Annotated in this window: 23 protein-coding genes; 17 read left to right on the forward strand and 6 right to left on the reverse strand. The window is 54.2% G+C overall.

The window, feature by feature from the left end; all coding sequences use genetic code 11:
• The first annotated feature begins 13 nt into the window (after positions 1–13).
• The 14 genes from Q9J32_RS06405 to Q9J32_RS06470 all read left to right on the forward strand — a co-directional run bounded on the left by Q9J32_RS06405 (position 14) and on the right by Q9J32_RS06470 (position 15,503).
• Positions 14–1,372, forward strand: a complete 1,359-nt coding sequence (locus tag Q9J32_RS06405; RefSeq protein WP_301883271.1) for a UDP-N-acetylmuramoyl-tripeptide--D-alanyl-D-alanine ligase — start codon at positions 14–16, stop codon at positions 1,370–1,372.
• Positions 1,373–1,374: 2 nt separating this feature from the next.
• Positions 1,375–1,551 (forward strand): hypothetical protein, encoded by a 177-nt coding sequence (locus Q9J32_RS06410; protein WP_301883268.1) that lies wholly within the window; start codon positions 1,375–1,377, stop codon positions 1,549–1,551.
• A 93-nt stretch (positions 1,552–1,644) separates the two neighbouring features.
• The gene (gene mraY / locus Q9J32_RS06415) at positions 1,645–2,727 is read left to right on the forward strand and encodes a phospho-N-acetylmuramoyl-pentapeptide-transferase (RefSeq protein WP_003689450.1); all 1,083 of its coding nucleotides are present in this window, start codon (positions 1,645–1,647) and stop codon (positions 2,725–2,727) included.
• A gap of 125 nt (positions 2,728–2,852) precedes the next feature.
• Positions 2,853–3,452: a tetratricopeptide repeat protein gene (locus Q9J32_RS06420; protein ID WP_301883265.1), complete on the forward strand. Its 600-nt coding sequence runs from the start codon at positions 2,853–2,855 to the stop codon at positions 3,450–3,452.
• Positions 3,453–3,538: 86 nt separating this feature from the next.
• Positions 3,539–4,876, forward strand: a complete 1,338-nt coding sequence (gene murD, locus Q9J32_RS06425; RefSeq protein WP_301883264.1) for a UDP-N-acetylmuramoyl-L-alanine--D-glutamate ligase — start codon at positions 3,539–3,541, stop codon at positions 4,874–4,876.
• Between the two features lie 125 nt (positions 4,877–5,001).
• Positions 5,002–6,327, forward strand: a complete 1,326-nt coding sequence (locus Q9J32_RS06430; protein ID WP_301883261.1) for an FtsW/RodA/SpoVE family cell cycle protein — start codon at positions 5,002–5,004, stop codon at positions 6,325–6,327.
• Positions 6,328–6,330: 3 nt separating this feature from the next.
• The gene (murG, locus tag Q9J32_RS06435) at positions 6,331–7,398 is read left to right on the forward strand and encodes an undecaprenyldiphospho-muramoylpentapeptide beta-N-acetylglucosaminyltransferase (RefSeq protein WP_301883258.1); all 1,068 of its coding nucleotides are present in this window, start codon (positions 6,331–6,333) and stop codon (positions 7,396–7,398) included.
• A 154-nt stretch (positions 7,399–7,552) separates the two neighbouring features.
• Positions 7,553–8,962 carry a UDP-N-acetylmuramate--L-alanine ligase gene (gene murC, locus Q9J32_RS06440; protein WP_301883256.1) on the forward strand — a complete coding sequence of 470 codons (1,410 nt, stop codon included), beginning with the start codon at positions 7,553–7,555 and terminating at the stop codon, positions 8,960–8,962.
• Positions 8,963–9,073: 111 nt separating this feature from the next.
• Positions 9,074–9,988, forward strand: coding sequence for a D-alanine--D-alanine ligase (locus Q9J32_RS06445; RefSeq protein WP_301883254.1), 915 nt, complete (start codon positions 9,074–9,076; stop codon positions 9,986–9,988).
• On the forward strand, positions 9,978–10,706 hold the full coding sequence (locus tag Q9J32_RS06450; protein WP_301883251.1) for a cell division protein FtsQ/DivIB: 729 nt from the start codon (positions 9,978–9,980) through the stop codon (positions 10,704–10,706). Before Q9J32_RS06445 ends, Q9J32_RS06450 begins: the two co-directional genes overlap by 11 nt.
• Positions 10,707–10,791: 85 nt before the next feature.
• A complete protein-coding gene (gene ftsA / locus Q9J32_RS06455; protein WP_107819918.1) occupies positions 10,792–12,036 on the forward strand; it encodes a cell division protein FtsA in 1,245 nt (414 codons plus the stop codon).
• Between the two features lie 118 nt (positions 12,037–12,154).
• Positions 12,155–13,333, forward strand: a complete 1,179-nt coding sequence (gene ftsZ, locus Q9J32_RS06460; RefSeq protein ID WP_107819919.1) for a cell division protein FtsZ — start codon at positions 12,155–12,157, stop codon at positions 13,331–13,333.
• Between the two features lie 137 nt (positions 13,334–13,470).
• Positions 13,471–14,781: an NCS2 family permease gene (locus Q9J32_RS06465; protein ID WP_301883248.1), complete on the forward strand. Its 1,311-nt coding sequence runs from the start codon at positions 13,471–13,473 to the stop codon at positions 14,779–14,781.
• Positions 14,782–14,882: 101 nt separating this feature from the next.
• Positions 14,883–15,503 carry an L-threonylcarbamoyladenylate synthase gene (locus tag Q9J32_RS06470; protein WP_301883303.1) on the forward strand — a complete coding sequence of 207 codons (621 nt, stop codon included), beginning with the start codon at positions 14,883–14,885 and terminating at the stop codon, positions 15,501–15,503.
• 171 nt (positions 15,504–15,674) lie between these two features.
• On the opposite strand, the gene purH is transcribed toward Q9J32_RS06470, so the two are convergent.
• The 3 genes from purH to serB form a co-directional block, all read right to left on the reverse strand.
• Entirely contained in the window at positions 15,675–17,267 is a 1,593-nt protein-coding gene (purH, locus tag Q9J32_RS06475; protein WP_301883246.1) for a bifunctional phosphoribosylaminoimidazolecarboxamide formyltransferase/IMP cyclohydrolase, read from the reverse strand.
• A 160-nt stretch (positions 17,268–17,427) separates the two neighbouring features.
• The gene (locus Q9J32_RS06480; protein ID WP_301883244.1) at positions 17,428–18,651 is read right to left on the reverse strand and encodes a chloride channel protein; all 1,224 of its coding nucleotides are present in this window, start codon (positions 18,649–18,651) and stop codon (positions 17,428–17,430) included.
• A gap of 63 nt (positions 18,652–18,714) precedes the next feature.
• The gene (serB, locus tag Q9J32_RS06485; protein WP_301883242.1) at positions 18,715–19,548 is read right to left on the reverse strand and encodes a phosphoserine phosphatase SerB; all 834 of its coding nucleotides are present in this window, start codon (positions 19,546–19,548) and stop codon (positions 18,715–18,717) included.
• A 289-nt stretch (positions 19,549–19,837) separates the two neighbouring features.
• Between serB and Q9J32_RS06490 the strand changes: the two genes are divergently transcribed.
• The 3 genes from Q9J32_RS06490 (at position 19,838) to pntB (ending at position 23,217) form a co-directional block, all read left to right on the forward strand.
• Positions 19,838–21,379 (forward strand): Re/Si-specific NAD(P)(+) transhydrogenase subunit alpha, encoded by a 1,542-nt coding sequence (locus Q9J32_RS06490; protein ID WP_301883240.1) that lies wholly within the window; start codon positions 19,838–19,840, stop codon positions 21,377–21,379.
• Between the two features lie 3 nt (positions 21,380–21,382).
• Positions 21,383–21,766 carry an MAPEG family protein gene (locus Q9J32_RS06495; RefSeq protein ID WP_301883238.1) on the forward strand — a complete coding sequence of 128 codons (384 nt, stop codon included), beginning with the start codon at positions 21,383–21,385 and terminating at the stop codon, positions 21,764–21,766.
• Between the two features lie 65 nt (positions 21,767–21,831).
• Entirely contained in the window at positions 21,832–23,217 is a 1,386-nt protein-coding gene (pntB, locus tag Q9J32_RS06500; protein ID WP_301883236.1) for a Re/Si-specific NAD(P)(+) transhydrogenase subunit beta, read from the forward strand.
• A gap of 393 nt (positions 23,218–23,610) precedes the next feature.
• Here the strand turns inward: pntB and Q9J32_RS06505 are convergent, their stop codons facing one another.
• The 3 genes from Q9J32_RS06505 to Q9J32_RS06515 all read right to left on the reverse strand — a co-directional run bounded on the left by Q9J32_RS06505 (position 23,611) and on the right by Q9J32_RS06515 (position 26,301).
• Entirely contained in the window at positions 23,611–23,982 is a 372-nt protein-coding gene (locus Q9J32_RS06505) for an Imm8 family immunity protein (protein WP_301883232.1), read from the reverse strand.
• A 295-nt stretch (positions 23,983–24,277) separates the two neighbouring features.
• Positions 24,278–24,487, reverse strand: coding sequence for a hypothetical protein (locus Q9J32_RS06510; protein WP_301883231.1), 210 nt, complete (start codon positions 24,485–24,487; stop codon positions 24,278–24,280).
• Between the two features lie 17 nt (positions 24,488–24,504).
• Positions 24,505–26,301 (reverse strand): aminopeptidase P family protein, encoded by a 1,797-nt coding sequence (locus tag Q9J32_RS06515; RefSeq protein WP_301883230.1) that lies wholly within the window; start codon positions 26,299–26,301, stop codon positions 24,505–24,507.
• Between the last annotated feature and the right edge of the window lie 420 nt (positions 26,302–26,721).

The raw sequence follows: 26,721 nt of genomic DNA on the forward strand, positions 1-26,721 counted from the left end.
AACGGAAGAAACCATGAAACCACTGGATCTAAATTTCATCTGCCAAGCCCTCAAGCTTCCGATGCCGTCTGAAAACAAACCCGTGTCGCGCATCGTAACCGACAGCCGCGACATCCGCGTAGGCGATGTGTTTTTCGCATTGGCGGGCGAGCGGTTTGATGCGCATGATTTTGTTGAAGACGTATTGGCTGCTGGTGCGGCGGCGGTTGTGGTTTCGCGTGAAGATTGCGCGGCTTTGAAAGGCGCGTTGAAAGTCGATGACACGCTTGCCGCATTGCAAACGCTGGCGAAGGCGTGGCGTGAAAATGTGAATCCGTTTGTGTTCGGCATTACCGGCTCGGTCGGCAAGACGACGGTAAAGGAGATGCTGGCTGCGGTATTGCGCCGCCGTTTCGGTGATGATGCCGTGTTGGCGACGGCGGGCAACTTCAACAACCATATCGGGCTACCGCTGACTTTGTTGAAATTAAACGAAAAACACCGCTATGCCGTGATTGAAATGGGCATGAACCATTTCGGCGAACTGGCGGTTTTAACGCAAATCGCCAAACCTGATGCCGCCTTGGTTAACAACGCCCTGCGCGCCCATGTCGGCTGCGGTTTCGACGGAGTGGGCGATATTGCCAAAGCGAAAAGCGAGATTTATCAAGGCTTATGTTCAGACGGCATTGCACTGATTCCTCAAGAAGATGCCAATATGGCTGTCTTCAAAACGGCAACGCTTAATTTGAATACGCGCACTTTCGGCGTCGATAGCGGCGATGTCCACGCGGAAAATATCGTGCTGAAACCGTTGTCGTGCGAATTTGATTTGGTGTGCGGCAACGAGCGCGCAGCCGTGGTGCTGCCCGTTCCCGGCCGCCACAATGTTCACAACGCCGCCGCTGCCGCCGCGCTGGCTTTGGCTGCGGATTTGAGTTTGAACGATGTGGCGGAAGGTTTGAAAGGCTTCAGCAACATCAAAGGTCGTTTGAACGTCAAATCCGGAATCAAGGGTGCGACCCTGATTGACGATACCTACAACGCGAATCCCGACAGTATGAAAGCCGCGATTGACGTGTTGGCGCGTATGCCTGCGCCGCGTATTTTCGTGATGGGCGATATGGGCGAACTGGGCGAGGACGAGGCCGCTGCCATGCACGCCGAAGTCGGCGCGTACGCCCGCGACCAAGGCATCGAAGCGGCTTATTTTGTCGGCGACAACAGCGTCGAAGCGGCGGAAAAATTTGGCGCGGACGGTTTGTGGTTCGCCGCCAAAGACCCGTTGATTCAAGTGTTGAGCCACGATTTGCCCGAACGCGCCACCGTGTTGGTGAAAGGTTCACGCTTTATGCAGATGGAAGAAGTGGTCGAGGCATTGGAGGATAAGTGAAAATGAAAAGCCGACGTTTTTTTAAAGCCTTATTGCTGATTGCCTCGCTGGTCGGCGCGTTTTATGCCGGAATGCGGACGCAGGCGTATCTTTATGAAGATTTATGTTTAGACTTGGGCGGCGGCAAAAATCCCGGGGGTTACCCGATTTGTGTGATTGAGAAAGTCCCTGCACGTTAATCTGCAAAAGCCGTCCGAAACCTTGCCGGGCGGCAAGCCAACCTCAAACGGGCGCAAGCCCATGTAACGACAAAAACAAAAAAAGGAAGCCCCATGTTTTTATGGCTCGCACATTTCAGCAACTGGTTAACCGGTCTGAATATTTTTCAATACACCACATTCCGCGCCGTCATGGCGGCGTTGACCGCCTTGGCGTTTTCCCTGATGTTCGGCCCGTGGACGATACGCAGGCTGACCGCGCTCAAATGCGGGCAGGCAGTGCGTACCGACGGCCCGCAAACCCACCTCGTCAAAAATGGCACGCCGACCATGGGCGGTTCGCTGATTCTGACCGCCATTACCGTGTCCACCCTGTTGTGGGGCAACTGGGCGAACCCGTATATCTGGATTCTCTTGGGCGTACTGCTTGCCACCGGCGCACTCGGTTTTTACGACGACTGGCGCAAAGTCGTCTATAAAGACCCCAACGGCGTGTCCGCCAAATTCAAAATGGTGTGGCAGTCAAGCGTTGCCGTTATCGCCGGTTTGGCATTGTTTTACCTTGCCGCCAATTCCGCCAACAATATTTTGATTGTCCCGTTCTTTAAACAAATCGCCCTGCCGCTGGGCGTGGTCGGCTTTTTGGTGTTGTCTTACCTGACCATCGTCGGCACATCCAACGCCGTCAATCTCACCGACGGCTTGGACGGCCTGGCCGCCTTTCCCGTCGTCCTCGTTGCCGCCGGGCTCGCCATTTTCGCCTACGTCAGCGGACACTACCAATTTTCCCAATACCTCCAGCTTCCCTATGTCGCCGGTGCGAACGAAGTCGCTATATTCTGCACCGCTATGTGCGGCGCGTGCCTCGGTTTCTTGTGGTTTAATGCCTATCCCGCGCAAGTCTTCATGGGCGATGTCGGCGCATTGGCATTGGGTGCGGCGCTCGGTACCGTCGCCGTCATCGTCCGTCAAGAGTTTGTCCTCGTCATTATGGGCGGATTATTTGTTGTCGAAGCCGTATCCGTTATGCTTCAGGTCGGCTGGTATAAGAAAACCAAAAAACGCATCTTCCTGATGGCGCCCATCCACCACCACTACGAACAAAAAGGCTGGAAAGAAACCCAAGTCGTTGTCCGTTTCTGGATTATTACCATCGTCTTGGTATTGATTGGCTTGAGTACCCTCAAAATCCGCTGAACCTATGCCGTCTGAACACCTTTCAGACGGCATTTGAACGCGCAATAAACCTGCGGCGGCAATCCGCCCCGTCCTATCGTTAACGGCGGCTGAAACCCGCCTTATACTGAAACAGGAGAGAAACCATGAAACAAACAACCAAATGGCTTGCCGCCGCCCTGATTGCCTTGGGCTTGAACCAAGCAGCATGGGCAGCTAACGTACCGGATTTTCGGGCAACCTTGCAGGCGGCAGAACGGGGGGATACCCAAGCCCAATTCAATTTGGGCATGATGTATGCCGAAGGACGCGGCGTGCGCCAAGACTATGCCGAAGCGGTCAGATGGACTCGGCAGGCGGCAGATCAGGGGGATGCCCAAGCCCAATTTTTGTTGGGCTTTATGTATGCTAACGGACGCGGCGTGCGCCAAGACGATGCCGAAGCGTTCAGATGGTTTCGGCAGTCGGCAGAACGGGGGTGGGCCTATGCCCAAGCTGTGTTGGGCGCGATGTATGACGAAGGACGCGGCGTGCGCCAAGACGCTGCCGAAGCGGTCAGATGGTTTCGGCAGGCGGCAGCGCAGGGGCATGCCCAAGCCCAAAACAATTTGGGCAATATGTATGCTGACGGGCGCGGCGTGCGCCAAGACCTTGCGCTCGCTCAAGAATGGTTTGGCAAGGCGTGTCAAAACGGATACCAAAAAGGCTGCGACAATTACCAACGCCTGAAAGCAGCGGGTTATTGAACAGCTCGCGATGCCGTCTGAAAGCGTCTTGGGCAGGGGGCGGACATCCCCCTGCTCAATATGATTTTTTTTAGGACAAAACCAAAATGACTTTTCAAAATAAAAAAATCCTCGTCGCCGGACTTGGCGGTACGGGTATTTCCATGATTGCCTATCTGCGCAAAAACGGCGCGGAGGTGGCTGCTTATGATGCGGAGTTGAAGCCGGAACGCGTGTCGCAAATCGGTAAGATGTTTGACGGGCTGGTGTTTTACACGGGTCGTCTGAAAGATGCGTTGGATAATGGTTTCGATATTCTGGCGCTCAGTCCCGGCATCAGCGAGCGGCAGCCGGATATCGAGGCGTTCAAGCAAAACGGCGGGCGTGTGTTGGGCGATATCGAATTGTTGGCAGATGTTGTGAACCGCCGCGGCGACAAGGTGATTGCGATTACCGGCAGCAACGGCAAAACTACGGTAACGAGCCTGGTCGGCTATCTCTGCATCAAGTGCGGGCTGGATACCGTTATCGCGGGCAATATCGGCACGCCGGTTTTGGAGGCGGAATTGCAGCGCGAAGGTAAAAAGGCGGACGTGTGGGTGTTGGAGCTTTCCAGCTTCCAACTGGAAAACACCGAAAGCTTGCGCCCGATGGCGGCAACGGTGCTGAACATCTCCGAAGACCATCTCGACCGCTACGACGACTTGCTCGACTACGCGCATACCAAAGCCAAGATTTTCCGTGGCGATGGCGTGCAGGTTTTAAATTCAGACGACGTGTTCTGCCGCGCCATGAAGCGTGCCGGGCGCGAGGTGAAATGGTTTTCGTTGGAACACGAAGCCGATTTTTGGTTGGAACGCGAAACGGGTCGTCTGAAACAAGGTAATGAAGATTTGATTGCCACACAAGACATCCCGCTGCAAGGTCTGCACAACGCCGCCAACGTCATGGCTGCCGTCGCCTTATGCGAAGCCGTCGGTTTGCCGCGCGAAGCATTGCTCGAACACGTTAAAACCTTCCAAGGTCTGCCGCACCGCGTGGAAAAAATCGGTGAGAAAAACGGCGTGGTATTCATCGACGATAGCAAAGGCACGAACGTCGGTGCGACCGCCGCCGCGATTGCCGGTTTGCAAAATCCGCTCTTCGTCATTTTGGGCGGCATGGGCAAAGGGCAGGACTTCACGCCCCTGCGCGACGCGCTTGCCGGCAAGGCAAAAGGCGTGTTTCTGATTGGTGTCGATGCGCCGCAAATCCGCCGCGATTTGGATGGCTGCGATCTGAATATGACCGACTGCGCCACTTTGGAAGAAGCGGTTCAGACGGCATATGCCCAAGCCGAAGCGGGCGATATTGTGCTGCTCAGCCCCGCCTGCGCGAGCTTCGATATGTTTAAAGGCTACGCGCACCGTTCGGAAGTGTTTATCGAAGCGTTTAAGGCTTTGTGATGCCGTCTGAAACGCAAACGCCGTCATTGTTGGGCGGCAAGTAAAGATTTAGAATACCGATTTGGGATGTATCGTATGTTCGGACGGCATTGTCTGCCGTCTGAAATTTTTGCCCTTTGCGGCAGGTGCAAACAGACTGGCAGGTGGTTTTTTTGAAGATTTCGGAAGTATTGGTAAAAGTGGGCGACGGTGTCCACACTCTGCTGCTCGACAGGCAGATTGTGCGCGACGGCAGGAAATTCGACGCACCGCTTTTGTGGATGGTGGTGCTGATGACGGCGTTCAGCCTGCTGATGATTTATTCGGCTTCGGTGTATTTGGCATCGAAGGAAGGCGGCGATCAGTTTTTCTATTTGACCAGACAGGCGGGGTTCGTCGTTGCCGGCCTGATAGTGAGCGGTTCTTTATGGCTTCTTTGCAGGATGAGGACATGGCGGCGGCTTGTGCCGTGGATTTTTGCCTTATCCGGCCTGTTGCTGGTAGTCGTATTGATTGCCGGGCGCGAAATCAATGGCGCGACCCGTTGGATACCTTTGGGTCCGTTGAATTTCCAGCCGACCGAGCTGTTCAAGCTGGCGGTCATCCTTTATTTGGCAAGCCTGTTCACGCGCCGTGAAGAAGTGTTGCGCAGCATGGAAAGTTTGGGTTGGCAGTCGATTTGGCGGGGGACGGCAAACCTGATTATGTCCGCCACCAATCCGCAGGCACGTCGTGAAACATTAGAGATGTACGGCCGTTTCCGGGCGATTATCCTGCCGATTATGCTGGTGGCGTTCGGTTTGGTGCTGATAATGGTACAGCCGGATTTCGGTTCGTTTGTCGTCATTACCGTCATTACTGTTGGAATGCTGTTTCTGGCAGGATTGCCGTGGAAATATTTTTTCGTCCTGGTAGGCAGCGTCTTGGGTGGGATGGTGCTGATGATTACCGCCGCCCCTTACCGTGTGCAGCGGGTAGTGGCATTTTTGGACCCGTGGAAAGACCCGCAGGGTGCCGGCTACCAGCTTACCCACTCTCTGATGGCAATCGGGCGCGGAGAGTGGTTCGGCATGGGTTTGGGTGCGAGTTTGAGCAAACGCGGCTTTCTGCCGGAAGCGCATACCGATTTTATTTTTGCCATCATCGCCGAAGAATTCGGCTTCTTCGGCATGTGCGTGCTGATATTCTGTTACGGCTGGCTGGTGGTGCGGGCGTTTTCCATCGGCAAGCAGTCGCGCGATTTGGGTTTGACTTTCAACGCCTATATCGCTTCGGGTATCGGCATTTGGATCGGTATCCAAAGTTTCTTCAATATCGGTGTGAACATCGGTGCTTTGCCGACCAAAGGTCTGACGCTGCCGTTGATGTCCTATGGCGGTTCGTCAGTCTTTTTCATGCTGATCAGCATGATGCTGCTGTTGCGTATCGATTATGAAAACCGCCGGAAAATGCGCGGTTACCGGGTGGAGTAAATCATGGGCGGTAAAACCTTTATGCTGATGGCGGGCGGTACCGGCGGTCATATTTTCCCTGCGCTGGCGGTGGCGGATTCGTTGCGCGCGCGCGGCCATCATGTGATTTGGCTGGGCAGTAAGGATTCAATGGAAGAGCGTATCGTGCCGCAATACGATATTCCGCTTGAAACGCTGGCGATTAAAGGCGTTCGCGGCAACGGCATCAAACGCAAGCTGATGCTGCCGTTTACTTTGTATCAAACCGTCCGCGAAGCGCAGCGGATTATCCGCAAACACCGTGTCGAGTGCGTCATCGGCTTCGGCGGCTTCGTTACCTTTCCCGGCGGTCTGGCGGCGAAACTCTTGGGCGTGCCGATTGTGATTCACGAGCAAAACGCCGTGGCAGGCTTGTCCAACCGCCACCTGTCGCGCTGGGCGAAACGCGTGCTGTACGCCTTCCCCAAAGCGTTTAACCACGAAGGCGGTTTGGTCGGTAATCCCGTCCGTGCCGATATTAGCAACCTGCCTGTGCCTGCCGAACGCTTCCAAGGGCGTGAAGGTCATCTGAAAATTTTGGTGGTCGGCGGCAGTTTGGGCGCGGACGTTTTGAACAAAACCGTACCGCAGGCGTTGGCACTGCTGCCCGACGATGAGCGTCCGCAGATGTATCACCAGTCAGGCCGGGGTAAGCTGGGCAGTTTGCAGGCGGATTACGACGCGCTGGGTGTGAAAGCCGAATGCGTGGAATTTATTACCGACATGGTGTCCGCCTACCGTGATGCCGATTTGGTGATTTGCCGTGCCGGCGCGCTGACGATTGCCGAGTTGACTGCGGCAGGGTTGGGCGCGTTGTTAGTGCCGTATCCTTACGCCGTCGATGACCATCAAACCGCCAACGCGCGTTTTATGGTGCAGGCGGAGGCGGGATTGCTGTTGCCGCAAACCCAGTTGACGGCGGAAAAACTCGCCGAAATCCTCGGCAGCCTCAACCGCGAAAAATGCCTCAAATGGGCGGAAAACGCCCGCACGTTGGCGCTGCCGCACAGTGCGGACGACGTGGCGGAAGCCGCGATTGCGTGTGCGGCGTAAACTGCCGAACCATGCCGTCTGAAAAGCCGTTCAGACGGTATGGATGTTTTTTATTTCAATCCGCTATATATTTGTCAGAAAACTATGGCGCGCAAACGGTCAGCCCTTTAAAATAACGCCTTTACGCACTAAAAACCAACCGGAACGCAACGTTATGATGAAAAATCGAGTAAGCAACATCCATTTTGTCGGTATCGGCGGCGTCGGCATGAGCGGTATCGCCGAAGTCTTGCACAATTTGGGCTTTAAAGTTTCCGGTTCGGATCAGGCGCGAAATGCTGCTACCGAGCATTTGAGCAGCCTGGGCATTCAAGTTTATCCCGGCCATACCGCCGAACACGTCAACGGCGCGGATGTCGTCGTTACCTCTACCGCCGTCAAAAAAGACAATCCCGAAGTCGTCGCCGCGCTGGAGCAGCAAATCCCCGTCATTCCGCGCGCCCTGATGCTGGCGGAGCTGATGCGCTTCCGCGACGGCATCGCCATTGCCGGCACGCACGGCAAAACCACGACCACCAGCCTGACCGCCTCCATCCTCGGTGCGGCAGGACTCGACCCCACTTTCGTTATCGGCGGCAAACTCAACGCCGCAGGTACTAACGCCCGCTTGGGCAAAGGCGAATACATCGTTGCCGAAGCCGACGAATCCGATGCATCTTTCCTGCACCTGACCCCGATTATGTCCGTCGTGACCAATATCGACGAAGACCATATGGACACCTACGGGCATAGCGTTGAAAAACTGCATCAGGCGTTTATCGACTTTATCCACCGGATGCCCTTCTACGGCAAAGCCTTTTTGTGTATCGACAGCGAGCACGTCCGCGCCATTTTGCCCAAAGTGAGCAAACCCTACGCCACCTACGGTTTGGATGATACCGCCGACATCTACGCCACCGACATCGAAAACGTCGGCGCGCAAATGAAGTTTACCGTCCATGTCCAAATGAAAGGACATGAGCAGGAGCCGTTTGAAGTTGTTTTGAATATGCCCGGCAGACACAACGTGCTGAACGCATTGGCAGCCATCGGCGTGGCACTTGAAGTCGGCGCATCCGTCGAAGCGATCCAAAAAGGGCTGCTTGACTTTGAGGGTGTCGGCCGCCGCTTCCAAAAATACGGCGACATCAAGTTGCCAAACGGCGGGACCGCGCTCTTGGTGGACGACTACGGACACCACCCCGTCGAAATGGCGGCAACTCTCGCCGCCGCACGCGGCGCGTATCCCGACAAACGACTGGTGCTCGCCTTCCAACCGCACCGCTATACCCGCACGCGCGATTTGTTTGAAGACTTTACCAAAGTCCTCAATACCGTTGATGCGCTGGTGCTGACCGAAGTTTATGCCGCAGGCGAAGAGCCGATTGCCGCAGCCGATTCCCGCGCCTTGGCACGCGCCATCCGCGTATTGGGCAAACTTGAGCCGATTTACTGTGAAAACGTTGCCGACCTGCCCGAAATGCTGTTGAACGTTTTGCAGGACGGCGACATCGTATTGAACATGGGTGCAGGCAGCATCAACCGCGTCCCCTCCGCGCTGCTGGAGTTGTCGAAACAGATTTGAGGCACACCCGCCTGACAGACGGAACATCATATAAAGGTCGTCTGAAACCGCAATCAGGTTTCAGACGACCTCTGACAACAAGCATAAAGCAATCAGGAAAGAACAAAAACAATGCAGAATTTTGGCAAAGTGGCCGTATTGATGGGCGGTTTTTCCAGCGAACGAGAAATCTCGCTGGACAGCGGCACCGCCATTTTGAACGCCTTAAAAAGCAAAGGCATAGACGCATACGCCTTCGATCCCAAGGAAACCCCATTGTCTGAATTGAAGGCACAAGGTTTTCAGATGGCATTCAACATCCTTCACGGTACTTACGGCGAAGACGGGGCGGTTCAGGGTGCATTGGAACTGTTGGGCATTCCCTATACCGGCAGCGGTGTTGCCGCATCCGCCATCGGCATGGACAAATACCGCTGCAAACTGATTTGGCAGGCATTGGGGCTGCCCGTCCCCGAGTTTGCCGTCCTATACGACGATACCGATTTCGATGCCGTCGAAGAAAAATTGGGCCTGCCGATGTTTGTGAAACCGGCAGCCGAAGGCAGCAGCGTCGGCGTGGTAAAAGTCAAAGAAAAAGGCCGTCTGAAAAGCGTTTATGAAGAATTGAAACACCTTCAGGGCGAAATCATTGCCGAACGTTTTATCGGCGGCGGCGAATATTCCTGCCCCGTCCTGAACGGCAAAGGGCTGCCCGGCATACACATCATTCCCGCAACCGAGTTTTATGACTACGAAGCCAAGTACAACCGAGACGACACTGTTTATCAATGTCCTTCGGAAGATCTGACCGAAGCCGAAGAAAGCCTGATGCGCGAACTGGCGGTTCGCGGCGCACAGGCAATCGGTGCGGAAGGCTGCGTGCGCGTCGATTTCCTCAAAGATACCGACGGCAAACTCTATCTGTTGGAAATCAACACCCTGCCCGGTATGACGAGCCATAGTTTAGTACCGAAATCCGCTGCCGTTACGGGCGTGGGTTTTGCCGATTTATGTATTGAAATTTTGAAGACCGCACATGTGGGATAATGCCGAAGCGATGGAACGGCTGACGCGCTGGCTGCTTGTCATGATGGCGATGCTGCTTGCCGCGTCCGGGCTGGTTTGGTTTTACAATTCGAATCATCTGCCCGTCAAGCAGGTGTCGCTGAAGGGCAACCTGGTTTATTCCGATAAGAAGGCATTGGGCAGTTTGGCGAAAGAATACATCCATGGGAATATTTTGAGGACGGACATCAATGGCGCACAGGAGGCCTACCGCCGGTATCCGTGGATTGCGTCGGTCATGGTGCGCCGCCGTTTTCCCGATACGGTTGAAATCGTCCTGACCGAGCGCAAGCCGGTTGCACGTTGGGGCGACCGTGCACTGGTGGACAGCGAAGGCAATGTTTTTGAAGCCCGTTTGGACAGACCCGGAATGCCGGTATTCAGAGGCGGTGAGGGAACGTCTGCCGAAATGCTCCGCCGTTATGACGAATTTTCGACTGTTTTGGCAAAACAGGGTTTGGGCATTAAAGAGATGACCTATACGGCGCGTTCGGCGTGGAATGTCGTTTTGGACAACGGCATCACCGTCAGGCTCGGACGGGAAAACGAGATGAAACGCCTCCGGCTTTTTACCGAAGCGTGGCAACATCTGTTGCGTAAAAATAAAAATCGGTTATCCTATGTGGATATGAGGTATAAGGACGGATTTTCAGTCCGCTATGCTTCCGACGGTTTACCCGAAAAAGAATCCGAAGAATAGTGGGAACAGGTATCGGACAGATTACGGCCGTGCCGTCTGAAACGGTGCGGCGCAAATTTCAATCAGTTTTAAGAGCAGACGAACAATGGAACAGCAGAAAAGATATATCAGCGTACTGGATATCGGTACGTCTAAAGTCCTCGCACTGATCGGGGAAGTTCAAGATGACGACAAAATCAACATCGTCGGTTTGGGGCAGGCTCCTTCACGGGGCTTGCGCGCGGGCATGGTAACCAATATCGATGCCACCGTCCAAGCCATCAGGCAGGCGGTCAATGATGCCGAGCTGATGGCGGATACCAAAATTACCCACGTTACCACAGGTATCGCAGGCAACCACATCCGCAGCCTCAATTCGCAAGGTGTGGTTAAAATCAAAGACGGTGAAGTCACGCAGGCAGACATCGACCGCGCCATTGAAACGGCAAAGGCAATCAATATCCCGCCCGATCAAAAAATTCTCGATGCCGTGGTTCAAGACTACATTATCGACACCCAACTTGGCGTGAGGGAGCCCATCGGTATGAGCGGTGTGCGTCTGGATACGCGGGTGCACATCATTACCGGTGCAAGTACGGCAGTGCAGAATGTCCAAAAATGTATCGAGCGGTGCGGCTTGAAAAGCGATCAAATCATGCTTCAGCCGTTGGCAAGCGGGCAGGCGGTGCTGACTGAAGATGAAAAAGACCTCGGCGTATGCGTCATCGACATTGGTGGCGGAACGACCGATATTGCCGTTTATATGAACGGCGCCATCCGCCATACGTCCGTCATCCCGGCCGGTGGTAATCTGATTACCAAAGATTTGTCCAAATCGTTGAGAACACCTCTCGATGCCGCCGAGTACATTAAAATCCATTATGGCGTGGCATCATGCGATACGGAAGGCTTGGGTGAGATGATTGAAGTTCCGGGCGTAGGTGACCGGACATCGCGTCAGGTTTCCAGTAAGGTTTTGGCAGCAATCATCAGCGCACGCATTCAGGAGATTTTTGGTGTAGTGCTGGGCGAGCTGCAAAAATCGGGTTTCCCCAAAGAAGTGCTGAATGCGGGTATCGTTCTGACCGGCGGTGTGTCCATGATGACCGGGATTGTGGAATTTGCCGAAAAAATCTTCGATCTGCCTGTACGCACCGGTGCGCCCCAAGAAATGGGCGGTTTGTCCGACCGTGTCCGCACACCACGCTTTTCTACCGCTATCGGTCTGCTTCATGCAGCACGCAAGCTGGAAGGAAACTTGCCGCAGCCGGAAAACGGTGCAGTGCAAGAGAGGGAAGGGGGCGGCGGTTTGTTGGCAAGATTGAAGCGGTGGATTGAAAACAACCTCTGAACAGGTGGATTGCCGTTTGACAGGTGAGAAGTATTTTGCCAGCAGCAAGATACTTCTTATATAATAAATAATAATTTATTTAAACCGTCCTCTGAACGGGGCGAGCAGGAGTTTTTGAATGGAATTTGTTTACGACGTGGCAGAATCGGCAGTCAGCCCTGCGGTAATTAAAGTAATCGGCTTGGGTGGCGGCGGTTGCAATGCAATCAACAACATGGTTGCCAACAATGTGCGCGGTGTGGAGTTTATCAGTGCCAATACGGATGCGCAGTCTTTGGCAAAAAACCATGCGGCGAAGAGAATCCAATTGGGTACGAATCTGACACGCGGTTTGGGTGCGGGCGCGAATCCCGATATCGGCCGCGCGGCCGCCCAAGAGGATAGGGAAGCCATTGAAGAAGCCATTCGCGGTGCGAATATGCTGTTTATCACGACCGGTATGGGCGGCGGTACCGGCACCGGTTCCGCGCCGGTTGTTGCTGAGATTGCCAAGTCTTTGGGCATTCTGACCGTTGCCGTAGTTACCCGTCCGTTTTCTTATGAAGGCAAACGCGTCCATGTGGCACAAGCAGGGTTGGAACAGTTGAAAGAACACGTCGATTCGCTGATCATCATCCCGAACGACAAACTGATGACCGCATTGGGTGAAGACGTAACAATGCGTGAAGCTTTCCGCGCCGCCGACAATGTATTGCGCGATGCGGTTGCCGGCATTTCCGAAGTCGTTACCTGTCCGAGCGAAATCATCAACCTCGACTTTGCCGACGTGAAAACCGTGATGAGCAATCGCGGTATCGCTATGATGGGTTCGGGTTATGCCCAAGGTATCGACCGTGCGCGTATGGCGACCGATCAAGCCATTTCCAGTCCGCTGCTGGACGATGTAACTTTGGATGGTGCGCGCGGTGTGCTGGTCAATATTACGACTGCTCCGGGTTGCCTGAAAATGTCCGAGTTGTCTGAAGTCATGAAAATCGTCAACCAAAGCGCGCATCCCGATTTGGAATGCAAATTCGGTGCTGCTGAAGACGAGACCATGAGCGAAGATGCCATCCGGATTACCATTATCGCTACCGGTCTGAAAGAAAAAGGCGCGGTCGATCCTGCTCCGGCAAGGGAGGTAGAACCGGTTGCCCCGTCCAAACAGGAGCAAAGCCACAATGTCGAAGGTATGATCCGCACCAATCGCGGTATCCGCACTATGAATCTGACAGCAGCGGATTTCGACAATCAGTCCGTACTTGACGACTTTGAAATCCCTGCAATTTTGCGCCGTCAGTACAATTCAGACAAATAATGCTCCGTGTGCCGTAAACCCATTGCCTCCCGAACCGGTTTGTCCGGTTTGGGAGGTATGTTTTTCAAGATGTTGCAATTCCGTACGGTTTGCGGTCGGCGGATTCAGATTTTTCCACTTGATACAGACTTTCAGATATGGACACTTCAAAACAAACACTGTTGGACAGGATTTTCAATCTTCGGGCAAACGGTACAACGGTTCGCACCGAATTGATGGCGGGTTTGACGACTTTTTTGACGATGTGCTACATCGTTATCGTCAACCCGTTGATTTTGGGCGAGACCGGAATGGATATGGGGGCGGTATTCGTCGCCACCTGTATCGCGTCTGCCATCGGCTGTTTTGTTATGGGTTTTGTCGGCAACTATCCGATTGCACTCGCACCGGGGATGGGGCTGAATGCCTATTTTACCTTTGCCGTTGTTAAGGGTATGGGCGTGCCTTGGCAGGTGGCTTTGGGTGCGGTGTTCATCTCCGGTCTGATTTTCATCCTGTTCAGCTTTTTTAAAGTCAGGGAAATGCTGGTCAACGCACTGCCTATGGGTTTGAAAATGTCGATTGCTGCCGGTATAGGTCTGTTCTTGGCACTGATTTCCCTGAAAGGCGCAGGCATTATCGTGGCAAATCCGGCAACCTTGGTCGGTTTGGGCAATATTCATCAGCCCAGCGCACTGTTGGCGTTGTTCGGTTTTGCTATGGTGGTCGTATTGGGGCATTTCCGCGTTCAAGGCGCAATCATTATTACCATTTTGACGATTACCGTCATTGCCAGCCTGATGGGTTTGAACGAGTTTCACGGCATCATCGGCGAAGTACCGGGCATTGCGCCGACCTTTATGCAGATGGATTTTGAAGGCCTGTTTACCGTCAGCATGGTCAGTGTGATTTTCGTCTTCTTCTTGGTTGATCTGTTTGACAGTACCGGAACGCTGGTCGGCATATCCCACCGTGCCGGACTGCTGGTGGACGGTAAGCTGCCCCGCCTGAAACGCGCACTGCTTGCAGACTCTACCGCCATTGTGGCGGGTGCGGCTTTGGGTACTTCTTCAACCACGCCTTATGTGGAAAGTGCGGCGGGCGTATCGGCAGGCGGCCGGACCGGTCTGACGGCGGTTACCGTCGGCGTATTGATGCTGGCGTGTCTGATGTTCTCCCCATTGGCGAAAAGTGTTCCCGCTTTTGCTACCGCGCCCGCCCTGCTTTACGTCGGCACGCAGATGCTCCGCAGCGCGAGGGACATTGATTGGGACGATATGACTGAAGCCGCGCCTGCATTCCTGACCATTGTCTTCATGCCGTTTACCTATTCGATTGCAGACGGTATCGCCTTCGGCTTCATCAGCTATGCCGTGGTCAAACTTTTGTGCCGCCGCACCAAAGACGTACCGCCTATGGTATGGGTTGTTGCCGTATTGTGGGCATTGAAATTCTGGTATTTGGGCTGATTGATTCGATATTAAAAATGCCGTCTGAAAGGTTTTCAGACGGCATTTTGTTTGGCGTTTGGGCGTACAATACGGAAAACATGACGATAAGGACACAAACCATGGCACAGTTTTTCGCCGTTCATCCCGACAATCCCCAAGAACGCCTCGTCAAGCAGGCAGTTGAAATCATCAATCAAGGCGGCGTGGTGGTTTATCCGACCGATTCCTGTTATGCCTTGGGCTGCAAACTTGGCGATAAGGCGGCGATGGAACGCATACTCTCCATCCGCAAAATCGATCAGAAACACCATCTGACACTGGTCTGTGCCGATTTGAGCGAGTTGGGTTCATATGCCAAAATCAACAACGTACAGTTTCGTCAGCTTAAAGCCGCCACACCCGGGCCTTATACTTTTATTTTACAGGCGACGAAGGATGTGCCGGCGCGCACGCTGCACCCGAAACGCAAAACCATCGGGCTGCGTATTCCCGATAATGCCATTGCACAAGCCCTGTTGGAGGAGTTGGGCGAGCCGCTTTTAAGCTGCACCCTGATGTTGCCCGAAGATGGCGAACCGCTGACCGACCCTTATGAAATCCGCGACCGCTTGGAACACGCCGTCGATTTGGTGATTGATGGCGGCTGGTGCGGAACCGATCCGACTACCGTCATCGACATGACCGACGGCACGGAACTGGTGCGCCGAGGTTGCGGCGATACGGCGGTGTTCGGTTTGTAGGGAAACCGATGCCGTCTGAAGCATCAGCCGTCCGAACGTATCGGGTGTTTTGCCGTTTACGGAAGTTCGAAATGCCGCCGCACATTTTGTTTCAGGCGGATTGTCTGTTCGGAACATCAAACAAAATGCCGTCTGAAAGCCCTTCAGACGGCATTGCCTTGTTTATCTGCATTAATGGCGGAAGTGGCGCACGCCGGTTACGACCATCGCAATGCCGTGTTCGTCCGCTGCGTCAAAGACTTCTTGGTCGCGCATCGAACCTGCCGGATGAATGATGGCTTTGATGCCTTGCTCGGCAATCACGTCCACGCCGTCGCGGAACGGGAAGAAGGCATCGGAGGCGGCGCACGCACCGTTTAAGTCCAAACCTGCATCTTGCGCTTTGCGAGCGGCGATGCGGGTGCTGTCCACGCGGCTCATTTGGCCTGCGCCGATGCCGTAGGTTTGACCACCTTTGCCGAAGACGATGGCGTTGGATTTGACGTATTTGGCGACGTTCCATACGAACATCAGGTCGTTCCATTCTTGCTCGGTCGGTTGGCGTTTGGAGACGACTTTCAAATCGGCGCGGCTGATGCGGTGGATGTCGGGCGTTTGTACCAACAGTCCGCCGCCGACGCGTTTGAGTTCAAAGCGGTTCGCGCCTGCTTCGAGCGGGGTTGTTAGAGAAATTTGCAATACGCGCACGTTTTTCTTGGTGGCGGCGATTTCGAGGGCTTCGGCGGTAAACTTCGGCGCCATCAGCACTTCCATAAATTGGTTGTCGGTAATCTGTTTCACGGTTTCGCCGTCCACTTCGCGGTTGAAGGCGATGATGCCGCCGAACGCGCTGGTGGTGTCGGTGGCGTAGGCGAGTTTGTAGGCGTCCAAGGTATTGGAGGCGATGGCGACGCCGCATGGATTGGCGTGTTTCACGATCACGCAGGCGGGCGCGTCGAAGGATTTGACGGCTTCCCACGCGGCATCGGCATCGGCGATGTTGTTGTAAGACAATTCTTTGCCTTGCAGCTGTTTGTAGGCGGAAAGGCTGCCTGCGGCGGGGTAAATATCGCGGTAGAACGCGGCGCGTTGGTGCGGATTTTCACCGTAGCGCATGTCTTGCACTTTAATCCAGCTTTGGTTGAACCGGCTTGGGAATTCGCCGATTTCAGGCTCTCCGCTCAAAACGCCGTCTGAAAGCGAGGTCAGGTAGTTGGAAATCATGCCGTCGTATTGGGCGGTATGGCTGAATGCTTTGCGTGAGAGGTTGAAACGGGTTTTGTCGCTCAATGCGCCGTTGTTGGCTTCGAGTTCGGCAGCGATGGCGGGGAAATCGGCGGTATCAGTAACGATGGCGACATGTTTCCAGTTTTTCGCGGCAGAGCGCACCATGGTCGGGCCGCCGATGTCGATGTTTTCAATCGCGTCTTCCAGCGTGCAGCCGGGCTTGGCGATGGTAGCGGCGAAGGGGTAAAGGTTGACGCATACGAGGTCGATATTGCCGATGCCGTGTTCTTCCATCTTGGCGACGTGTTCGTCCAAATCGCGCCGACCCAAAATACCGCCGTGGATTTTCGGATGCAGGGTTTTCACGCGGCCATCGAGCATTTCGGGAAAACCGGTATAGTCGGCGACTTCAATCACGGGAACGCCCGCATCAGCAAGCAGTTTCGCCGTGCCGCCAGTGGAGAGGATTTCAACACCGAGCTTGTGCAGGGTTTGGGCAAATTCGACCGCGCCTGCCTTGTCGGACAGGCTGATCAGGGCGCGTTTGATGACGGACATTGTGGCTTCCTTTTCTGACAGTTGGATGGGGAAAGGGGAACTTTTTCGGGGCGGTATTATCCGCTATTTTCAGTTTTTTGGCAGTAGGTTTTTGCAGATATTGTTGACAATTTACAAAGAAATGCCGTCTGAAAACCTTTCAGACGGCATTTGTCGGCATTCATTTGAAGCCCATTTTTCCCGATGTTCCCAATGCCCCCGCCATGCCGATGCACAAAGGCAGCAGCAGGGACAGCGGCGCGTAGGTCAGTTCTAATACGAACACAATGGCGGTCAGCGGCATTTTGAGCGATACGCCGAGAAACACCGCCGCTCCGACGACTGCCGCGCTTTCAGACGGCATTTCGAGGAAGACGCTGTTCCACGCGGCGGCGGCTGCAAAAGAAATGGTGCTGCCGAGCATCATGGACGGCGTAATCAGTCCGCCGTATGCGCCTGCCGCCAGTGCCATCAAAACGACCGCCCATTTGACGGCGGTCAACTCAAGGCTGTATTGCCAGCCTGTCAAACCGCCAAAGGTCAGTTGGTTGCCTGCTTTGCCGTTGCCCAAAATTTCGGGAAACCAAACGGAAATCACGCCGATGAGTGCAAACATACAGACTGCCAAGGGAATGATTTTGATGTTGTCGCGCTTGATGAAGGGAAACTTTTGGGCGGTACGCTGGAAAAAGACGGCGGCTGCGCCCAATATCGGGCCGATGACGGCGGAAAACCAAAGAAATGAAGTGTTTACGGCAAGGTTGGTGGGATGATATTGCTGCACGTCGCCCAAGCCGATGCGTGCGACGGCGGTGGCGATGACGGAAGTCAGCAATGCGGCGACGACGGCTTGCTGCGTCCACACACCCAACATCGCTTCGAGGATAAACAGCGTGGAGGCGAGCGGCACGTTATACACCGCCGCCAAGCCCGCGCCCGAGGCGCACGCAATCAGCAGCCGCATTTCACCTTCGTCCAAACCCAAGCGTTTGCCGCCTGCGGAAGCAAACGCGGCAGTCATTTCGCGCGGCGCGACTTCCCGTCCGAGCGGCGAACCGAGTCCGACCGTTATGATTTGCAGCAGAACATGGAAAACCGTCGTCAGAAACGGCAGCCCCTGCAACGGCTGTTTCAAGGCGGCTTTGATTTCGATTTGCGGCTTGCCGAAACGTTTGAGCAGCCACCAGCCGACTCCTGCGACCGCGCCGCACAGCGTCAGCACGGCAACGCGCCGCATACCGGAAGCCTGTGCCACGCCTTCGCGGAACGAAGTGTACACGCCGTCCGCGCCATAACCGTAGGCGGTATGCTGTATGAAGTGCATCAGTTCCGTCAGCACAATGCCGACCAGACCGCCGATAACGCCCGCTGCTGCCAGGGCAAACCAAAGTTTTCTGCGTCCCACTGTCGTTCCTGCCGTTCAAATGCCGTCTGAAAACCTTTCAGACGGCATCCGTTTCCTATCCGCCTATCCGAACAGGCCGCGTACACGCTCCAAACCGCCGAAGTTGATACAGGCATCGGCGGCTGCCTGCGCTTTCGGTTTGGCGCGGTAAGCCACGCCTATGCCCGCTTCTTTGAGCATCGGAATATCGTTCGCACCGTCGCCCATCGCCAACACCTGATGCGGCTGCAATCCGAGGAGGCTGCGGTATTCGCGCAACAAATCTGCCTTTGCCTGCGCGTCGATGATTCTGCCTTTCAGACGGCCGGTCAGCCTGCCGTTTTCAATTTCCAAAATATTGGCGTGTTGGTATTCGAAGCCGAGGCGTTGTTGCAGCCTTTCGGTAAAAAACGTGAAGCCGCCCGACACCAGCAGGAATTTCACATCGTGCCTTTTGCATTCGTCCAACAAAAATTCCGCACCGGGCGAGAGCTTCAAAACGTTTTCATAAACGTCCGCCAAAATCTGTTCGTCCAATCCCGCCAACAGCGCAACGCGGCTGCGTAAAGACTGTTCGAAATCGAGTTCGCCGCGCATCGAGCGTTCGGTAATTTCTGCCACGCGGTCTTTCAAGCCGACACCCGCCGCAATTTCATCGACGCATTCGATGGTGATCAGCGTCGAATCCATATCGCTGACAATCAAACCGAGTTCGCCGAAATCCATATCCGGCAACACGGCGTAATCGATTTGACGGCTGCCAAGCAACGCCGCGTCTGCCCCGCTTAAAGAAAAGCCTTCTTCAACAATAAAACGCATACGCTTTTCATCGGCGCAATCAGGTTCGGGCAGGCGGGAGGGGGGGTCGGAAGGCAGGGCTTCGGCGGAGGGAAATTGGAGGACGAGGGCTTGCGGCATAAAGGCGGCTCAAAAAATGCGGATTATATAGTGAAACGGCAAAGAATGTTACGGCGGGCTGGACTGCAATTGGAAAATGACTTCAAACGCAAACGGCAGTATGTGTCGGACAACACGGGAAAATGCCGCAACTATTGCCAGCCTGATGAAAATTCGTTATAAGGGGATTATCTAAAATATATTAACATTTGAAGTGAATCGGCTTTAAACCGGTACGGCGTTGCTCCGCCCTACCCTGATTTAAATTTAACCCACGATACATATAAACAACCTGAAAAAGGATTCAGAGATGAAAATCGGTATCCCACGCGAGTCATTATCCGGCGAAACCCGCGTCGCCTGCACGCCCGCCACCGTCGCCCTGCTGGGCAAACTGGGCTTTGAAACCGTTGTCGAAAGCGGCGCAGGTTTGGCGGCAAGTTTGGACGATGCCGCTTACCAAACAGCAGGCGCGACCGTTGCCGACAAAGCGGCGGTTTGGGCCTGCCCTTTGATTTATAAGGTCAACGCGCCGTCCGAAGACGAGCTGCCGCTTTTGAACGAAGGTCAAACCATCGTCAGCTTCCTGTGGCCGCGCCAAAACGAAGCCTTGGTCGAAGCCTTGCGCGCCAAGAAAGTGAACGCGCTGGCGATGGACATGGTGCCCCGCATTTCCCGAGCGCAGGCTTTGGACGCTTTGTCTTCGATGGCAAACATCAGCGGCTACCGCGCCGTGATTGAAGCCGCCAACGCCTTCGGGCGTTTCTTCACCGGTCAAATTACTGCCGCAGGCAAAGTGCCGCCTGCGCAGGTTTTGGTAATTGGTGCAGGTGTGGCAGGTTTGGCGGCAATCGGTACGGCAAACTCGCTCGGCGCAGTGGTGCGCGCGTTCGATACCCGCTTGGAAGTGGCGGAACAAATCGAATCGATGGGCGGCAAGTTCCTGAAACTCGACTTCCCGCAAGAATCGGGCGGCAGCGGCGACGGCTACGCCAAAGTGATGAGCGACGAATTTATCGCCGCCGAAATGAAGCTCTTTGCCGAACAGGCGAAAGAAGTGGACATCATCATCACCACCGCCGCCATTCCGGGCAAACCCGCGCCCAAGCTGATTACCAAAGAAATGGTGGAAAGCATGAAATCCGGCTCCGTCATCGTCGATTTGGCGGCGGCGACGGGCGGCAACTGCGAACTCACCCGACCGGGCGAATTGTCCGTAACCGGCAACGGCGTGAAAATCATCGGCTACACCGACATGGCAAACCGCCTTGCCGGACAGTCTTCCCAGCTTTACGCCACCAACTTGGTCAACCTGACCAAGCTGTTAAGCCCGAACAAAGACGGCGAAATCACGCTGGACTTCGAAGACGTGATTATCCGCAACATGACCGTTACCCGCGACGGCGAAATCACCTTCCCGCCTCCGCCGATTCAGGTTTCCGCCCAGCCGCAGCAAACGCCGTCTGAAAAAGCCATGCCTGCCGCCAAGCCCGAGCCGAAACCCGTTCCCCTGTGGAAAAAACTCGCGCCCGCCGTTATCGCCGCCGTATTGGTGCTGTGGGTTGGCGCGGTCGCACCCGCAGCATTCCTGAACCACTTTATCGTGTTCGTCCTCGCCTGCGTCATCGGCTACTATGTCGTTTGGAACGTCAGCCACTCGCTGCACACCCCGCTGATGTCGGTAACCAACGCCATCTCCGGCATCATTGTCGTCGGCGCGCTGCTGCAAATCAGCCAAGGCAACGGTTTCGTGACCCTGCTTGCGTTCATCGCCATCCTGATTGCCGGCATCAACATCTTCGGCGGCTTCTTCGTAACGCGCCGGATGTTGAATATGTTTAGGAAAGGATAAAGCATGACTTTCGCCTATTGGTGCATTCTGATTGCCTGCCTATTGCCGCTTTTTTGTGCGGCGTATGCCAAAAAAGCGGGCGGATTCCAGTTTAAAGACAACCACAATCCGCGTGATTTTCTGGCGCGTACCCAAGGTGCTGCTGCCCGTGCCCACGCCGCGCAGCAAAACGGTTTTGAAGCCTTTGCACCGTTTGCCGCCGCCGTTTTGACGGCACACGCAACCGGCAATGCCGGACAAGCAACCGTCAACACGCTTGCCGGCCTGTTCATCCTGTTCCGCCTCGCCTTTATCTGGTGCTACATCGCAGACAAAGCAGCATTACGCTCGCTGATGTGGGCAGGCGGATTTGCCTGCACCGTCGGGCTGTTTGTCGCGGCTGCTTGAAACAGATGCCGTCTGAACAGTTCGGACGGCATCGGAAACAAATTATCGAAAATCGGAGAATTTCTATGTCTTCAGGACTCGTAACAGCGGCGTACATCGTTGCCGCAATTTTATTCATCTTCTCACTGGCGGGGCTGTCCAAACAGGAAACCGCCAAACAGGGCTGTTATTCTGGCATCGCCGGTATGGCGGTCGCCCTCTTCGTAACGGTCTTTTCCGACAATACCCACGGACTGGGCTGGATCATCATCGCCATGCTCATCGGCGCGGCAATCGGCATCTACAAAGCCAAAAAGGTGGAAATGACCGAAATGCCCGAACTGATTGCACTTCTGCACAGCTTCGTCGGCTTGGCGGCGGTTTTGGTCGGCTTCAACAGCTATATCGAGCCGGGCAACGTTGCACACGATATGCACACCATCCACTTGGTCGAAGTCTATTTGGGCATTTTCATCGGCGCAGTAACCTTTACCGGCTCACTGGTCGCATTCGGTAAGCTCAACGGCAAAATCAGCAGCAGCCCGCTGCAACTGCCCGCCAAACACAAGCTCAACGCACTGGCACTTGGCGTATCGTTTGTGTTGCTGCTCGTATTTGTCGGCATTGACGGCAGCGGCTTCATCCTACTGATAATGACCCTGATCGCCCTCGCATTCGGCTGGCACTTGGTTGCCTCCATTGGCGGCGCGGATATGCCCGTGGTCGTATCCATGCTCAACTCCTACTCCGGCTGGGCGGCCGCAGCGGCAGGCTTCATGCTCTCCAACGACCTGCTCATCGTTACCGGCGCGTTGGTCGGCTCAAGCGGCGCAATTCTATCCTACATTATGTGCAAAGCCATGAATCGGTCGTTTGTTTCCGTGATTGCCGGCGGTTTTGGCAGCGACAGTGGCACATCATCTTCCGGCAGCCAAGAGACAGGGGAATACCGCGAAGTCAAAGCTGCCGATGTTGCCGAAATGCTGAAAGGCGCAAACAGCGTCATCATCACCCCGGGCTACGGTATGGCAGTCGCACAAGCGCAATACCCCGTTGCCGAAATCACCGAGCTTTTGCGTAAAAACGGCACCAAAGTGCGCTTCGGCATCCACCCCGTCGCCGGCCGCCTGCCCGGTCATATGAACGTTTTGCTCGCCGAAGCCAAAGTCCCCTACGACATCGTTTTGGAAATGGATGAAATCAACGACGACTTCCCCGAAACCGATGTGGTCTTGGTGATTGGTGCGAACGACACCGTCAACCCAGCCGCCCAAACCGACCCGAACAGCCCGATTGCGGGTATGCCCGTGTTGGAAGTATGGAAGGCAAAAGAAGTCGTCGTGTTCAAACGCTCGATGAACACCGGCTACGCAGGCGTACAAAACCCGCTGTTCTTCAACGAAAACAGCGTGATGTGTTTCGGCGACGCGAAGAAAACCGTGGATGACATTCTGTCCGAACTGAAAAAATAATCCGCATGGCGCAATGCCGTCTGAAACCCGGGAACACGGGTTTCAGACGGCATTTTGCGCTATTTTGCGAAGGTAGGAATGGTGGTGGAGAGATTCCTGTTTTTTAATAGGCTGTATTTTAATATAGTGTTGATAGGCGTATTTGGTTTCAATGTATTCAACAGGATAGGTTTCTTCCTAACCGAAAAAATAATTGTTTTTTCCCTTGTAAATAATTGAAATCAACAGATTACTAAAACACAACCTTTTAATAACACCGTAACTTTGAAATTCGTTATTCCCGCAAAAACAGAAAATCAAAAACAGAAATCTATAAATTTCCTCCTACACTTTGTCTGGCATTGAATCCTTTATCTAACTCATTTAATGTATTGTCTCTATATTGTGGCTACACTAATTATCTTGCTCTTTAATCATATAATTATCAAATTCCCAAATTGCAAATTTATTAAATTTTTCAGCTAGAACCTCCCAATTATCGGCTTCAATTTCGGATAATAATTTATTTATGCAATCTAATAAAATATTAAAATTATAACTTTCCATAATTAAAAAACCTCTAGGAAATAAATTGCCTGAACAGTTCTCTAATAACCATTTTGGTGTGCAAATATTTATATCAAATAAATCAGCCGCATCACTGCCATAATCATCTCCAACTAATAATTTCACAGGTAGAAAAAAGTTATTTGGTTCATTAGGCGAATATGTGTTCAAAGGCCCATCTATATCTAATGAGTATATTTTTTTTAACATCATTTTCATAGTTAATCCTTAATATCTAAATGTCCATTACTTATAACAATATTTTTTATAGATGAATTGCCACTTTGTCTATTAGTAACAGGGTTTAATCTTTAAATCTCATTATTCCCGCAAAAACAGAAAATCAAAAACAGAAACCTGAAATCTCGTCATTCCCGCGTAGGCGGTAAGGACGGTTTAAAAGTTATCCAAAACCTCAAAAAAAACTGAAACCGAACAAATCGGATTCCCGCTTTCGCGGGAATGACGGGATTTTAGGATGAAGATGGTGGGAGTTGGTGGGCTGAAGCCCGCCCTACGAAACTGCTTTTGCGGGAATAACGATATGGGTATTTTCTGTTTTCATCCGCGATAAATGCCGTCTGAAGCCTGTTTGGGGTTTCAGACGGCATCGGGCTTTTTGTGCATTTGCCACAAAACGGATTGGTATTTGCTTGCGGTAAGATGAAAACGGTGCGGGATGTTTTGGGAAGCAAATGCCGTCTGAAGGGCTTCCAGACGGCATTTTTTGTATCGGGCTGTTTAACGCGCCAGCGGTTCGGTGCGTTTGATCAGCCACGCTTTTGCCGCGCCTTCGGTCAGCGGCTCGAGGCGGCGGCGGACTTCGGCGTGGTAGCGGTTGACCCAGTCGATTTCGCCGTCGGTCATGAGGGCGGTGTCCATCAGGCGGGTGTCGATGGGGCAGAGAGTCAGGGTTTCGAAGTACAAGAAGCTGCCGAACTCGGTTTCCTGCGGGTCGGCGACGGCTTGGTTGGCGGCAAGGTTTTCAATGCGGATGCCCCATTTTCCCGGGCGGTAGAGGCCGGGTTCGATGGAGGTTACCATGCCTTTTTTCATCGCTGTTTCGGGCGTGGCGGGGGCGGCGAAGGCGATGCGTTGCGGGCCTTCGTGGACGTTGAGGAAATAGCCTACGCCGTGGCCGGTGCCGTGCCCGTAGTCGCATTGCGCCTGCCACAGGGGTTTGCGGCAAATCGCGTCAATTAGCGGCGAGGGGATGTTTTCGGGGAACACGGCTTCGGCAAGTGCGATATGGGCTTTGAGAACGAGCGTGTTGTCGCGTTTTTGTTCGGCACTCGGCGTGCCGACGGGGACGACGCGGGTGATGTCGGTTGTGCCGCCTTTGTATTGCGCGCCGGAGTCGATGAGCAGCAGCCCGTTGCCGCTGATGGTGCTGTGGCTTTCGGGTGTTGCGCTGTAATGCGGCAGGGCACCGTTGGCGTTGAAGCCTGCGATGGTGTCGAAACTCAATGAAATGAAGCCCGGTTGCACGCTGCGGTGGCGGTAGAGCATCGTATCCACGTCGATTTCGGTCAGGCTGCCGCCCTTGCCGATGATGTCTTCAAACTCGGCGAAGAAGCCGCACAACGCCGCGCCGTCGTGTTCCATCGCTTCGCGGATGCGGGCGATGTCGGCTTCGGATTTGCAGGATTTGAACAGCGTGGACGGGTTGGTGCCTTCGATCAGGCGTACGCTTTCGGGCAGGCGCACGAGCGTGCTGACGGCAGTTTTGTTCGGCTCGATGAGCAGCGCGCCGCCGATTTGCGCGAGTTTGTCGGCAACTTGGGCGTAAGGCTCGACCGTGATGCCGGCGGTTTGCAGCGCGGCGGCGGCTTCGGCGTTCAGACGGCATCGGTCGGTAAACAGGACGGCACTGTCTTTGCCGATAAGCAGGAAGGACACGAAAACAGGGTTGAAAGGCACGTCGCTGCCGCGCAGGTTGGTCAGCCAGGCGATGTCGTCAAGCGAGGAAACCAAGTGGTAATCCGCGCCTTTTTCCGCCATAACGGCGCGCACGCGGGCGAGTTTTTCGGCGGCGGTTTCGGAGACGTAGGCGAGGTCGTGGACGAATACGGTTTCGGCAGGAATGGCTGGGCGGCTGCTCCACACGCGGTCAAGCAGGCCGTCGGGGTGTTCGATGCGGATGTTTTTGGCGGACAGCGATTGCGCCAAAGTGCGTTTGCCGGTGAGCGAGACCATATCGGAAGGGATGCCGACGGCGGCGTTTTCGGGCAGGTTTGCCGCGAGCCATTCGTTGTACGGCGGCACTTGACCGCTTTTTTGCAGCTCGATGCCGCTGCCCGCAAGCTGTTTGGTGGCTTGTTCCCAATAGCGGCTGTCCACCCATACGCCCGCTTCATCGGCGGTAACGACGAATGTGCCGACCGAGCCGGTAAAGCCCGACAATTCGCGCCGCGCCTGCCAATGCTCGGGCAGGTATTCGGACAGGTGGGGGTCGGCGGAAGGGATGACGAGTGCGTCCAAGCCTTGCGCCTTCATGGCTTCGCGCAATGCGGACAGGTAATTCGATACGGTATTCATGAACGGATTCTCCAGAGAAAGTGTAAGGTTTCAGACGGCATGGCGGCGTACCGGCTGGGGAAACGTAACCATCTTATCAAATCGTTTGCTGACTGCAAAACGGACGGGCTGATCGGATGGTGCGTATTTGCGCGAAAAAAGCGATGTAAGGTTGTTTGTTGTAAGATTTCAGGCATAAAATGCCGTTCCATACCTTCTTTTGGAAATAATACGGAAAATATAGGCAGGTTTGGGCATGAAGTTCTAATAGTGTGTGTTGGCAGGTATTTGGATTACGTTACAATACGCGCTTTCATCAAAATTTCCCTATCGGTCGGCATCCTGTTTTTGAAGACGGTAGGATTTGGGTTTGTTGGGGGTAATCCCTCCCAAATTGGGGCAATATATAGGGCTGTGTCCGAATATGCGGCTCTGTGTGTT

Origin of the sequence: Neisseria uirgultaei, from assembly GCF_962719845.1 — a bacterium.
Taxonomy (GTDB): Bacteria; Pseudomonadota; Gammaproteobacteria; order Burkholderiales; family Neisseriaceae; genus Neisseria; species Neisseria bergeri.